This is a genomic window from Accumulibacter sp. (assembly GCF_016789985.1).
Lineage (GTDB): Bacteria > Pseudomonadota > Gammaproteobacteria > Burkholderiales > Rhodocyclaceae > Accumulibacter.
On sequence record NZ_JAEUOL010000081.1, the window covers coordinates 1 to 12,684 of the forward strand.

Genomic DNA, 12,684 nt, shown 5'->3' on the forward strand with positions numbered 1-12,684 from the left:
TTGAACCGATTGGATATCTTCCCCCTGCCGAAGCTGAAGAAAACTACTATCGGCCATTCGCCCGTCAGGCCACCACCCCGGCCTGACTTAACCCAACGGGCCTCCACGAAACCCGGGGCGATTCAGGTTCGCACCCACTGGAAAAGCGCCGCCTTTGCACGGCACACGTCGAACTCGGGTGGCCTGGCCCATGTACGCGGCGTGCCCCGTGTAAAATTGTCCGGCTGATTTCACCGGAGACCACCATGCATGTCACGCTCGTCCATGTCCACGTTCGTCCGGAATCGGTCGATGCCTTCATCGTCGCTACGCGTGCCAACCACGCAGCCTCGCTCGGCGAGCCGGGCAACCGGCGCTTCGATGTGCTGCAGGCACCCGACGATGCGTCGCGCATCATCCTCTACGAAGCCTACGCCTCGGCCGCGGACGCCGCGGCACACAAGGAGACGGCGCATTATCTCGCCTGGCGCACGGCGGTCGCCGACATGATGGCCGAAGCACGACGGGCCGAGCCGATGAACGGACTGTTCCCCGCATGATCGACATATTCCCGTCCTTCTCGATCGCCCGCCTGCCTCGCATCGAATTCGGCAGCGGCGCCCTGTCCCGGTTACCGGACATCGCGGCCGGCTACGGGCGCGATCTGCTGCTCGTCACCGGCCAGCGTTCCCTGGTCGAATCCGCCGCGGGGAAGCGGCTGTTTGCACAACTTGCGCAACGCGGGCTGTCATGGCAACAGGTACGGGTGTCCGGCGAGCCGTCGCCAGGGTTCGTCGATGCAAGCGTGACTACCTGGCGGGACAGACGATTCGACTGCGTCGTCGGGATTGGCGGCGGCAGCGCGCTCGATGCGGCGAAAGCGATCGCCGGGCTGCTGCTGCCCGGCAACCCGGTACTCGAGCACCTCGAAGGGGTCGGCCCGGAGCTGCCCTACCTTGGGCCTTCAACCCCCCTGATCGCCGTTCCGACGACCGCCGGCACCGGCTCGGAGGCAACGAAGAATGCCGTTCTGAGCGTGCCCGGCGGTTTCAAGAAGTCCTTCCGCGATGACCGGCTGGTCGCCGAATGGGCAATCGTGGATCCGGATCTGCTGGCCACCTGTCCGCCGGAACTGATCGCTGCCAATGGACTCGACGCCTTCACGCAGCTCCTCGAGTCCTTCGTGTCGACGCGCGCCAACCCGCTAACCGATGCGCTGGCCCGCTCGGGGATCATGGCCGCGCGCACGGCGCTGCCCGCGCTGCATCGTCAGCAATCCGCCACGGCGCGCGCGCAGATGGCTTACGCCTCGTTGCTCTCCGGCATCTGCCTGGCACAGACCGGGCTGGGCGCGGTGCATGGCCTGGCCTCGCCGCTCGGCGCCTTCTTCCCGATTCCGCACGGTGTCGTCTGCGGCACGCTGCTGGCCAGCGCGACCGCCAGCAACATTGCCGCCCTGGAAGCGCGCGAACCGGATAACCCGGCGCTTCCGAAATATGCCGAGATCGGCCGTCGCTTCGCCATGCAGAAGGGCCTCAACGGCCCCGACGCCCGCCGTTTTCTGGTGGACACCCTGCGCCACTGGGAACTGGAACTGGCGTTGCCCCGCCTGTCGGCCTACGGCATCGGCCAGGCGGATCTGTCGCGCGTCGTCGCCGGCAGCCGCGGCTCAAGCATGCAGACCAACCCGATCGTCCTCAGCGACGCCGAACTGAGCGGGATTCTTGCCGCGCGGCTCTGACTCAGGCCAGGCGGGCCGCCGCCGCAATGCCGGCCAGGTAGTCGGCGTCCTGTCGCAGGCTGGCGCGGTCGCCCGCCGGGGTCGCCGGTGATAGACGCCGTACCCTTTCGGCGCGTCGCGCATCGGGCGCCGGTCGCCAGTCGGCGAGCAGTTCGCCGACCGCATCCGGCGAGTTGCACACCAGCAAAAGGTCGCAACCCGCTGCCCAGGCCGCCGAGCAACGCTCGACGACACCTCCGGCAACACTGGCACCGGCCATCGAAAGGTCATCGCTGAAAATGACGCCGGTGAAGCCCAGTTCCTTGCGCAGCAGGTCGATCCAGAAGGGAGAGAAGCCGGCTGGCCGCGCGTCGAGCAGCCGATAGATGACATGTGCCGGCATCACCGCATCGAGTTCGAGCCGGCGGTAAGGCTCGAGATCGGGCGCCATCTGCTCCAGGCGGCGTTCATCCATCGGCAGATCGACATGCGAGTCGGCCCGCACCCAGCCATGTCCCGGGAAATGCTTGCCGCAAGCGGCCATGCCGGCACGGTGCAGGCCCCCGATCAGTGCCCCGGCCAGCTCGATCACCGCCGCCGGATCACCGTGAAAGGCGCGATCGCCGATGACACTGCTGCGCCCCCAGTCAAGATCGAGCACCGGGGTGAACGACAGGTCGACGCCGCAGACGCGCAGCTCGACGGCCAGCACGTAACCAATGTGTCGTGCCGCCAGGCGCGCGGCTTCCGGCTCCTGCTCCCACAGTTCGCCGAGGCGACGCATCGCCGGCAGGCGAGTAAAGCCTTCGCGGCAGCGCTGCACCCTGCCCCCCTCGTGGTCGATGCCGATCGGCAGGGCCGGCGAGCGCAGCGCATGCACCTCGGCGGTCAGTTGTGCGAGCTGCGCGGGCGACTCGTAGTTGCGCGCGAAGAGGATCAGGCCACCGACCAACGGATGACACAGGCGTTCACGTTCGAAGTCGGACAGGCGGGGCCCGGCGAGATCGACCATCAGCGGACCGAGCGGGAGCATTCTTGGGGTGTTCATGACTCTTCCATGATCACGAAAGCAACGGCGTAGTCATGCTCGTCGCTGATCGACAGATGGGCAACAAGCCGGCGTTGCGCCAGATGGGCGGCCAGTGCTGCCGCGTATTCGAACCAGGGACGACCCAGCGCATCATGGGCAACGCCGATGTTGGACAGCGTGGCCGGCGCGGTGAGGCCGATGCCCAACGCCTTGCCGAAGGCTTCCTTGGCGGCGAAACGCTTGGCCAGAAAGCGCGCCGGATCATGCACCCCGGCGAACTCGGCACACTCCCGCGGCGACAGAATCCGGTTCAGCGCGCGTTCGCCATGTCGTTCGTACAATCGAGCCAGGCGAGCCACGGCGACGATGTCGGTGCCGACCCCGGCAATCATCTGGCGCGCGCCAGGGCCTGTGCCTGCGCCTCGCGCAGCAGGCGCTTCATTTCGCCCACCGCCTCGCGCAGACCGACGAACACAGCCCGACTGATGATGGCATGCCCGATGTGCAGTTCCCGAACTCCGGCCAGTTGCGCCACCGGCTGAACGTTGAAGTAGTTGAGGGCGTGCCCGGCATTGAAACGCATGCCGAGCTGGCGGATCGCCTCCCCCGCCCGGCGGATCTTTTCAAGCTCGGCGAGCACCGCCTGGCTTTCGGCGTCCCGACCCTGAGTGTAGAAGGCGTGCGCATAGGGACCGGTATGAATCTCGCAGACGCGCGCGCCGATCCGGGCTGCCGCCTCCACCTGCGCCAACTCGGCGTCGATGAACACACTGCTCACGATGCCGGCCTCGCCGAGGCGCGCCACCGCCTGGTGCAGCCGGGTTTCCTGGGCGACCACGTCAAGCCCGCCCTCGGTGGTCACCTCGTGCCGGCCTTCCGGCACCAGCATCGCCATTTGCGGCTTGATGCGGCAGGCAATGGCGACCATCTCGTCGGTCGCCGCCATTTCGAGGTTGAGCTTGATCTGCGCCAGATCGCGCAGCTTTTCGACATCGGCATCCTGAATGTGCCGCCGGTCCTCGCGCAGGTGGATGGTGATGCCGTCGGCACCGCCGAGATGCGCCTCGACCGCTGCCCAGACCGGATCCGGTTCGTAGGTGCAGCGCGCCTGACGAATCGTCGCCACGTGATCAATATTGACGCCCAGTTCGATCATAGTTCCTGTAGCTCCCTGAAAATCCTGCGACTGACCAGGCTCCTGCCGCTCGTGTAATGACCGATCAGCGTGCGCATCAACTGCTTGGCCTCGACCAGCGAGCGTGGATCCGAGAAATCGGCGCGCGCCAGGTCGAGCAACGTGCGACCGCTGACCGCCAGCGCCGAGCCGCCCGGTCCGGGCAGGCGCACCGGGCCGCGCTCGATCTCGTACGCGTAGTGCGCCTCGACGTCCACCGCGGCGCCGGCGACATCCGCTTCGAGGGTCAGCCCATAACCCAGTTCCTGCAGCAGGGCATGTTCGAAGCAGCGCAAGTCCGCTTCCCGGGCGCCCTCGGCAAAACGGCGCAGGGTCTCGGCATAAATCGAAAAAAGGCGGGCATGAGCGTCCTCGCGCGGCAACAGATGCATCAGCAGTTCGTTGAGATAGTAGGCGCAGAACAGGGCCTTGCCGGCCAGCAAGGGCTGCCCTCCCTGCCACTCGGCCCTGATCAGCGTCTGCACCTCGCCGCGTCCGGCCCAGGCGACCTCGAGCGGCTGGAAGGCGAGCAGCACCCCGCGCAGGACCGAGCGCGGCCGCCGCGCGCCACGCGCCAGCAGGGCGACGCGGCCATGGTCGCGCGAGAAGACATCGACGATCAGGCTGGTCTCGCTGTACGGGTAGGCGTGCAGGACGAAGGCCGGCTGCCCATCGATCTTGTGCCGCTGATTCAATTTCCGACTCGTTCGCCAAGCATCAGCGAGCCCACCGTCTATTCGTAGCCGAGCGTCTTGAGCAAGCGTTCATCATCGGCCCAGCCCGACCTGACCTTGACAAAGACTTCCAGGAAAACCCGCCCGTCGAACATGCGCTCCATGTCCAGGCGGGCTTCGGAGGCGATGCGCTTGATGACTTCGCCGCCCTTGCCGATGATGATCGACTTGTGTCCCTCGCGGTCGACCAGAATCGCCGCGCTGATCCGCCGCAAGGCACCGTCGACGACGAACCTCTCGACCTCGACCGTTGCCGCGTAGGGCAGCTCGTCGCCGATCAGCCGGAAGAGCTTCTCGCGAATGTATTCGGCAGCGAGGAAGCGCTCGCTGCGATCGGTGAGCTCGTCCTCGGCGAACAGCAACTGATCGTTCGGCAGGTGTTTGCGCGTTTCGCCGAGCAGCGCATCGAGCCGAGCACCACGCTGCGCACTGACCGGCACGATCGCGGCAAACTCGCCCACGGAAGAGAGCCTGGCCAGGTAAGGCAGGAGCTGCGTCTTGTCGGCCAACTGGTCGATCTTGTTCACCACGATGATCAGCGGGCGATCGGCCGGCACGAGCTGGCGTACCGCCCGGTCGCGCTCGTCGAAACGCCCCGCCTCGACGACGAAGAGGACGACGTCCACCGCCGCCAGGGCCTGTCGCACACCACGGTTCATCACCCGGTTGAGGGCATTGCCATGACGGGTCTGGAAGCCCGGCGTGTCCACAAAGACATACTGCGCATCGGGGCGAGTGAGAATGCCCATGATGCGATGGCGGGTGGTCTGCGCACGCTGCGAGACGATGCTGAGCTTTTCGCCGACCAGCGCATTGAGCAGCGTCGACTTGCCGACGTTCGGGCGACCGACGATGGCGATCTGTCCGGAGCGCATCTCGCTCATTTTTTCTCCACGCTGGCCAGTGCGCGCTCGGCGGCCATTTGCTCGGCAGCCCGCCGACTGGCGCCACGCCCCTCGGTGCGAATCTTCAATGGCTCGATGATGCAGGCGACCCGGAACTGTTGCGCATGCGCTTCACCCTCGGTACCGGTCAGCAGGTACTGCGGCAGGGCAATCCGGCTTCCCTGCAGATACTCCTGCAGGCGCGTTTTGGCATCCTTGATGTCCTGCCCGGGGTTCAACCGCTGGAGTGCCGTCTCATAACGCCGGAGGATGGTCTCGCCCGCCGCATCGAAGCCGGCATCCAGCCAGAGCGCGCCAAACAGTGCTTCGAGCGCATCGGCGAGGATCGATGGACGTTGCTGCCCCCCGCTCCTCTGCTCGCCCTCGCCAAGCCGCAGAAAATCGCCGAGAGAGAGCGCCAGCGCCTGCTGGTGCAGACTGTCCTGACGCACCAGATTGGCTCGCAAACGCGACAGATCGCCTTCGGGAAGCGCCGGGAAGCGCTCGAACAGGCTGCGCGCGATCACCGCATTGAGAATGGCATCGCCGAGAAACTCGAGGCGTTCGTTGTGCGGGGAACTGTAACTGCGATGGGTGAGCGCCATCTGCAGCAGCTCGCCATCCCTGAAGGCATAGCCGAGCGCCTGCTCCAGACGGGAAGCGGTCATTGGCCGTAACCACGCCCCGAAGAGGAGTTGCGAAAATCGAGCAGCAGGCTGGCGTTGGCTACCAGGTGAACCCGCTTGGTGTAAGCAAAGGCGATCACCACCTGATTGTCTTCCTTGTAGATCTCCAGGTCAGCCGGCGTGATCGTCTTGATGTGTTCGACTTCGGCGTATTTGCTGAACGCCGCGCGGACTTCGGGAACCGTCCTGCCGGAGGACTCGGCGGCCACTGCCTTGACCACCTTCTTGATCTTGTAGTAATCGATCACTTCGGGCAGCACCCGGATGGCGATGATCGCCACCACGGAGACCACGACGCCCCAGGCGATCAGGCCGGAGAGCGCCAAACCACGCTGACGATTCATATGCTTTGCTCCTTACCTGAACGAGCCGATCCTCGACAGATCGCTGAAGTTCAACCAGATGAAGAAAGCCTTGCCGACAATGTTCTGTTCCGGGACGAAACCCCAGAAGCGGCTGTCGCGGCTGTTGTCGCGGTTGTCGCCCATGACGAAATACTGCCCCGGCGGTACCTTGCAGATCACCCCGGCCGCATTGTAGGAACAATCCCCGCGGTTGGGAAACTGCACCGGACCCGGCACATAGGGCGGCGCGTCGGCGTCGTTGAGCGTCCGGTGCTCCACCACACCCAGTTCCTCGACAAACTGCCGCGAATAGTACAGCCGTTCAGGGTGCAGATAGTCCTCGATCCTTTTGGTCGGCACCGGCTCGCCGTTGATCGTCAGTTTCTTGTTCTGATAGGCCACGGTGTCGCCCGGCAAGCCGACCACCCGCTTGATGTAGTCGAGCGACGGATCCTCGGGATAGCGAAAGACCATCACGTCGCCGCGTTGCGGACTGTTCATGTCGATGATCTTCCAGTTGACCACCGGCAGCCGGATGCCATAGGTATACTTGTTGACCAGGATGAAATCGCCCACCTGCAACGTCGGAATCATCGAACCCGAGGGAATCTTGAACGGTTCGACGAGAAAGGAGCGCAGGACGAAGACGATCAGGATGACCGGGAAGAAACTGGCGCCATATTCGACCCACCACGGGTCCTTGGCGTCGGCCGGCCGCCGCTTGCGCAAAACCAGGGCATCCACCACCCAGATCGCGCCGCTGACCAGCAGCAGAATCAACAGGATCAATGCAAAATTCACTCGCCCACTCCTCTACTTGCCAACCCGCAACACAGCGAGGAAAGCCTCCTGTGGGATCTCGACCGAGCCGACCTGTTTCATCCGTTTCTTGCCGGCTTTCTGCTTTTCGAGCAACTTCTTCTTGCGCGTGATGTCGCCACCGTAACACTTGGCCAGCACATCCTTGCGCATCGCCTTGACGTTCTCGCGCGCGATGATGTTGGCACCGATCGCCGCCTGAATGGCGACGTCGTACATCTGCCGGGGGATCAGCTCGCGCATCTTGGCAGCCAGTTCGCGGCCACGATAGACCGAGTTTGCCCGATGCAGGATGACCGAGAGGGCATCGACCCGTTCGCCGTTGATCAGAACGTCGAGCTTGACGACATCGGCCGCCCGGTACTCCTTGAATTCGTAGTCAAGCGAGGCGTAGCCGCGCGACACGGACTTCAGCCGGTCAAAGAAATCCATCACCACTTCGGCCATCGGCATCTCGTAGACCAGTTGCACCTGCCGGCCGTGGTAGGTCATGTCGATCTGGTTGCCGCGCTTCTGATTGCACAGGGTGATGACGTTGCCGAGATAATCCTGCGGCACGAAGACCGTGGTGGTGATGATCGGCTCGCGAATTTCCTCGATCTTGGACAGTTCCGGCAGTTTGGCCGGATTCTCGACGTTGACCACGGTCCCGTCACGCAACCGGACTTCGTAGACCACGGTCGGCGCGGTGGTGATCAGATCCTGGTCGAACTCGCGCTCGAGTCGCTCCTGGACGATCTCCATGTGCAACAAGCCCAGGAAACCGCAACGGAAACCGAACCCGAGTGCCTGCGAGACTTCCGGTTCATAACGCAACGACGCATCGTTGAGCTTGAGCTTTTCGAGCGACTCGCGCAACGAGTCGTACTGGTTCGACTCGACCGGATACAACCCGGCGAACACCTGCGACTTGATCTCCTTGAAGCCCGGCAAGGCCTTGCTGGCCGGCCGTTCGAGCAGCGTCAGGGTGTCGCCGACCTTGGCTGCCTGCAGTTCCTTGATTCCCGAAATCACATAACCCACTTCGCCGGCACGCAAGCAATCGCGCGCCACCGCCTTCGGCGTGAACACGCCGACCTGCTCGCAGAGATGGGTCGAGCCGGTGGCCATCAGGCGAATCCTGTCCTTGCCGCGCAACGTTCCATCGAACACCCGCACCAGCATCACCACGCCGACGTAGTTGTCGAACCACGAGTCGACCAGCAGGGCCTTGAGCGGCGCAGCGGGATCGCCCTTGGGCGCCGGGATGCGCTCGATGATCGCCTCCAGGATGCCCTCGACACCCAGTCCGGTCTTGGCCGAAGCCAGAATGGCCTCGGAAGCGTCGATGCCGATCACGTCCTCGATCTCCTGGCGCGCACTGTCCGGCATCGCCGACGGCAGATCGATCTTGTTCAGAACCGGCAGGACATCGACCCCGAGTTCGATCGCCGTATAGCAGTTGGCCACGGTCTGCGCTTCGACTCCCTGCGACGCGTCGACCACCAGCAACGCCCCCTCACAGGCGGACAGCGAGCGCGACACCTCATAGGAGAAGTCGACGTGACCCGGGGTGTCAATCAGGTTGAGATTGTAAACCTCGCCGCTGCGCGCACGGTATTGCAGGGCTGCGGTCTGCGCCTTGATGGTGATCCCGCGCTCGCGCTCGATATCCATCGAGTCGAGCACCTGCGCCTCCATCTCGCGATCCGACAGGCCACCGCAAAGGTGAATGATGCGGTCGGCGAGCGTCGACTTGCCGTGATCGATATGCGCGATGATGGAAAAATTACGAATGTGTTGCATTTGCTTCAGGCTTGCGGCAAGCGATCCAAACGGGTTTCATTGGACATTTCAAACATTGGATTTAAGAACACCTCAATTGTCGCTCTGCGCCACTTCGCAGCACCGATGCGGAACCCTGCGGGGCAAGTGAGGCGGGTGGGCGGGAACGCGCTGCCGGCAGAGCCCCGCCTTCGTGTCTGAAGCATTGAATTCGTTGATGTTTCGGTGCTTCGCTGGTTGCCTGCACGACTGCGCGGGCGGCCACGCTACGCGCTCCAGGCAAGGCGTCAAGCTTGCGGGCGGCAGATTATACCTTGAAGTGACCCGATCAGGCGGCAAGCATCGGCGCGACGGGGGGTGCGGCGGTCGCGGCTTTTCGGACAGTCGGATAAGCTAGAGCCGAGCGAACCGAGAGGGCATGAAACATGGTCGTCAAACGCAAGCGGCACGGTGCGCAGTTCAAGGCGCAAGTCGCCATGGCGGCGCTGTCAGGGCTGGCGCGAGACGGTGTCGGACTGGCCAGGGAAATCACAACTCTTGGGGAACACGGGCAGGCCGCGGTGCTCGGTGCAGGCGAAGGACTGGCGCAGCGGAGAGCGAACCCGATCAGCGGACGACTCCCCAGCCCGGGGCTGGTCATGGTTCTGGCCCTCGTTCGCGCTGTGGCGATAGACTGCGCCTTCAGGTGCAGGTGCCATACCCGCACCGCAACAACGGCAGCCCGCGGCCCGCTCTCCACGCAGAGACACGCTCAGAACATCATGCGCGCGAGCAGCAAGCCGGTGGTGACGGCAACCCCGGTTGCCACCAGGCCGGGGATCATGAACGAGTGATTGAGCACGTACTTGCCGATCCGGGTCGTTCCCGCCAGATCGAAGTTGATCGCCGCGATCAGCGAGCAGTAGGTGGGGATGAAGAAATAACCGTTGACCGACGGAAACATGGCGATCAGGAACTGCGGCGGGATGCCCAGGGCGATGCCGAGCGGCATCAGCGCCCGCGTCGTCGCGGCCTGACTGTAGAGCAGCACCGACGCGAAGAACAGACCGAAGGCGAACGTCCATGGCGCGGCTTCGGCCCAGTTCCCGATCGCCGGCACGATGACCTCCTTGTGCGCCGCGATGAAGCTGTCGCCCAGCCAGGCCAGACCGAAGATGCCGATCACCGCCACGACGCCGGCGCGCAGGGTTGCGGTCTTCGGCACCTCATCGACATTGACCCGGGTCAGCATCAGCATGAGCGCCGCAACCGCCATCATGATGATTTCGATGACGATCGGCATGCCGAGTGCGCTCTTGGCTCCGGGCAGTTTGCGTAATTCGGGGAAAAAGCCGAACAGCACCACCAGAGCAACCCCGGCCAGAAAGAGCCAGGCCGAGAGCCTGGCTGCCGGTTTCAGCGGCGGGCGATCGGCGGTCGCCATCGGAGCCGGGATCTGGCCGGCGCGCAGGCGTGCCTGATACTCGGGATCATTCTTCAGATCCTGGCCAATGAACATCGAGACGATCGCCGCGACGACGACGCCGGTCAGCGTCGCCGGAACACAGACCATCAGGATCTGCGGCAGGCCCCATTCGGTCATCCCCTTCTCGGCAAACAGCCCGATCATCGCCGCCGTCGCTGCTGCCACCGGGCTGGCGGTGATCGCCTGCTGCGAGGCAATGGTGGCGATGGCCATCGGTCGTTCGGGACGAATGCCGTTCTGGTGCGCGGTTTCGTAGATCACCGGCAGCAAGGGATAAACGATGTGTCCGGTGCCGGCCACGAAAGAGAAACTCCAGGTGGTCAGCGGCGCGACGAGGGTGACGTACTTCGGGTTGGCGCGAATGATGCGCTCGGCGACACGCACCAGGAAGTCGATGCCACCGGCGGCGTCCATCACCGACGCCGCCATGATCACCGCCAGGATGATCAGCATGACGTCGATCGGCGGCGAGGTCGGCGTGACCCCGAAGCCAACCACCAGCACGAGGAGTCCTACGGCACCCCAGAGTCCGAGTCCGACGCCGCTGGAGCGTGCGCCCATCCAGATCGCCGCGAGCACGACGACGAACTGCATGATTATGCTGAGGCTCATGATTTACTCTCCAATTCCGCGCTGAAGCCCTGGCGGCCACGGTTTCCGTGCATCAGTACCGATGCGCCAACCCGTCGCCCACCAGTTGGTTGATAGAGGAAAGACCTATTCGGCTTGCGGGCTGATCAGGTTCTCGAAGGAAAAAACCTCGTCCCACTGCTGCTGGCTCATCAGCTTGCGTTCGACGACCACGATCTGGTGCAGGGATTTGCCGCTTTCGTAGCCCGCGCGAGCGATCTCGGCACATTGCTTGTAACCCAGTGTCGGTTTGAGCACGGTGACGATTCCCAACGAGTTGAGCACCATGTCGCGCGCCTGCTCGACATTGGCGGTGATCCCCTGGACGCAGTTCACGCGCAGGCTGTTGACCGCGTTCTCCATCGTGAAGATCGAGGTGAACAGGGCGAAGGTGATGACCGGTTCCATCACGTTGAGCTGCAGTTGCCCGGCCGACGCGGCGAGGGTCACGGTCAGGTCGAGTCCGATCACCAGGAAGCTGGTCTGGTTCACCACCTCGGGAATCACCGGATTGACCTTGCCGGGCATGATCGACGATCCCGGCTGCATCTGCGGCAGGTTGATCTCGTTGAGACCGCAACGCGGACCCGAGGCGAGCAGCCGGATGTCATTGCAGATCTTGGTCAGTTTGGCCGAGGTACGCTTGAGTACGCCGGACAACTGAACATAGGCCCCGGTATCCGAGGTCGCCTCGACGAGGTCGCCGGCGAGAATGAAGCGGGTGTCGGTCAGTTCGGAGAGGTAGCGCGTCACCAGTTCGGGGTAACCGGCCGCCGCCGTCACCGACGTGCCGATCGCCGTGGCGCCCAGGTTGATCTCGTGCAGCAACTGGCGCACTTCGGCAATGCGGCTGACCTCCTCGCCGATGGTCGTTCCCCAGCCATGAAACTCCTGGCCGAGCGACATCGGCACGGCATCCTGCAGGTGGGTGCGTCCCATCTTGAGCACCCGCTCGAACTCCCTGGCCTTGGCGTAGAAGGCATCCTGCAGGCGCCGCAGGGCGTCCATGTAGCTCGCCAACCGGAGAATCAGCGCCAACCGGAACGCCGTCGGGTAGATGTCGTTGGTCGATTGCCCGTAGTTGACGTGATCGTTCGGATTGACATGCTGATAATCGCCCTTGCGGTGGCCCAGGCTCTCCAACGCGAGGTTGGCGATCACCTCGTTGGCGTTCATGTTGGTCGAGGTGCCGGCCCCCCCCTGAATGAAGTCGGTCACGAACTGTTCGCACATCTCGCCGGCAATCAGCCGGTCACAGGCGCCGACGATGGCATCGGCTACCCGCGCATCGAGCACACCCAGATCACGATTGGCCAGCGCCGCCGCCTTCTTGACATAACCGAAAGCCTTGACGAAGTACGGCTCCGCCGCCATCGGGATGCCGGTGATATGGAAATTCTCCTTGCCGCGCAGCGTCTGCACACCGTAATAGGCGTTGTCCGGCAACTCCTTCTC

13 protein-coding genes are annotated in these 12,684 nt (G+C 64.1%); 2 read left to right on the forward strand and 11 right to left on the reverse strand.

The genetic code is table 11. The features are described from left to right. The first annotated feature begins 245 nt into the window (after window positions 1–245). Window positions 246–539: an antibiotic biosynthesis monooxygenase gene (locus JNK99_RS04850; protein WP_291849420.1), complete on the forward strand. Its 294-nt coding sequence runs from the start codon at window positions 246–248 to the stop codon at window positions 537–539. Beyond that, window positions 536–1,720: an iron-containing alcohol dehydrogenase gene (locus tag JNK99_RS04855; RefSeq protein ID WP_291849423.1), complete on the forward strand. Its 1,185-nt coding sequence runs from the start codon at window positions 536–538 to the stop codon at window positions 1,718–1,720. The genes JNK99_RS04850 and JNK99_RS04855 overlap by 4 nt, the downstream gene beginning before the upstream one ends. A gap of 1 nt (window position 1,721) precedes the next feature. Here JNK99_RS04855 and nagZ read toward each other — a convergent pair whose 3' ends face one another. The 11 genes from nagZ to JNK99_RS04910 form a co-directional block, all read right to left on the reverse strand. Beyond that, window positions 1,722–2,747, reverse strand: a complete 1,026-nt coding sequence (nagZ, locus tag JNK99_RS04860; RefSeq protein ID WP_291849426.1) for a beta-N-acetylhexosaminidase — start codon at window positions 2,745–2,747, stop codon at window positions 1,722–1,724. Next, complete coding sequence (acpS, locus tag JNK99_RS04865; RefSeq protein ID WP_291849429.1) at window positions 2,744–3,121, reverse strand: holo-ACP synthase; 378 nt, start codon at window positions 3,119–3,121, stop codon at window positions 2,744–2,746. The genes nagZ and acpS overlap by 4 nt, the downstream gene beginning before the upstream one ends. Beyond that, window positions 3,118–3,885 carry a pyridoxine 5'-phosphate synthase gene (locus tag JNK99_RS04870; protein ID WP_291849432.1) on the reverse strand — a complete coding sequence of 256 codons (768 nt, stop codon included), beginning with the start codon at window positions 3,883–3,885 and terminating at the stop codon, window positions 3,118–3,120. Before JNK99_RS04870 ends, acpS begins: the two co-directional genes overlap by 4 nt. Then, window positions 3,882–4,598: a DNA repair protein RecO gene (gene recO, locus JNK99_RS04875; protein WP_291849435.1), complete on the reverse strand. Its 717-nt coding sequence runs from the start codon at window positions 4,596–4,598 to the stop codon at window positions 3,882–3,884. The genes JNK99_RS04870 and recO overlap by 4 nt, the downstream gene beginning before the upstream one ends. A gap of 38 nt (window positions 4,599–4,636) precedes the next feature. Further along, the gene (gene era, locus JNK99_RS04880) at window positions 4,637–5,521 is read right to left on the reverse strand and encodes a GTPase Era (RefSeq protein WP_291849438.1); all 885 of its coding nucleotides are present in this window, start codon (window positions 5,519–5,521) and stop codon (window positions 4,637–4,639) included. Then, on the reverse strand, window positions 5,518–6,189 hold the full coding sequence (rnc, locus tag JNK99_RS04885) for a ribonuclease III (RefSeq protein ID WP_291849441.1): 672 nt from the start codon (window positions 6,187–6,189) through the stop codon (window positions 5,518–5,520). Before rnc ends, era begins: the two co-directional genes overlap by 4 nt. Further along, window positions 6,186–6,551, reverse strand: a complete 366-nt coding sequence (locus JNK99_RS04890; RefSeq protein WP_291849444.1) for a DUF4845 domain-containing protein — start codon at window positions 6,549–6,551, stop codon at window positions 6,186–6,188. Before JNK99_RS04890 ends, rnc begins: the two co-directional genes overlap by 4 nt. 12 nt (window positions 6,552–6,563) lie before the next feature. After that, a complete protein-coding gene (lepB, locus tag JNK99_RS04895; RefSeq protein WP_291849447.1) occupies window positions 6,564–7,352 on the reverse strand; it encodes a signal peptidase I in 789 nt (262 codons plus the stop codon). Window positions 7,353–7,364: 12 nt separating this feature from the next. Continuing rightward, window positions 7,365–9,155, reverse strand: a complete 1,791-nt coding sequence (gene lepA / locus JNK99_RS04900; RefSeq protein ID WP_291849451.1) for a translation elongation factor 4 — start codon at window positions 9,153–9,155, stop codon at window positions 7,365–7,367. Window positions 9,156–9,885: 730 nt separating this feature from the next. Then, complete coding sequence (locus JNK99_RS04905) at window positions 9,886–11,211, reverse strand: anaerobic C4-dicarboxylate transporter (protein WP_291849453.1); 1,326 nt, start codon at window positions 11,209–11,211, stop codon at window positions 9,886–9,888. Window positions 11,212–11,316: 105 nt separating this feature from the next. Then, window positions 11,317–12,684, reverse strand: a 1,368-nt coding sequence (locus JNK99_RS04910; RefSeq protein ID WP_291849456.1) for an aspartate ammonia-lyase, incomplete at its 5' end; no start/stop codon positions are given.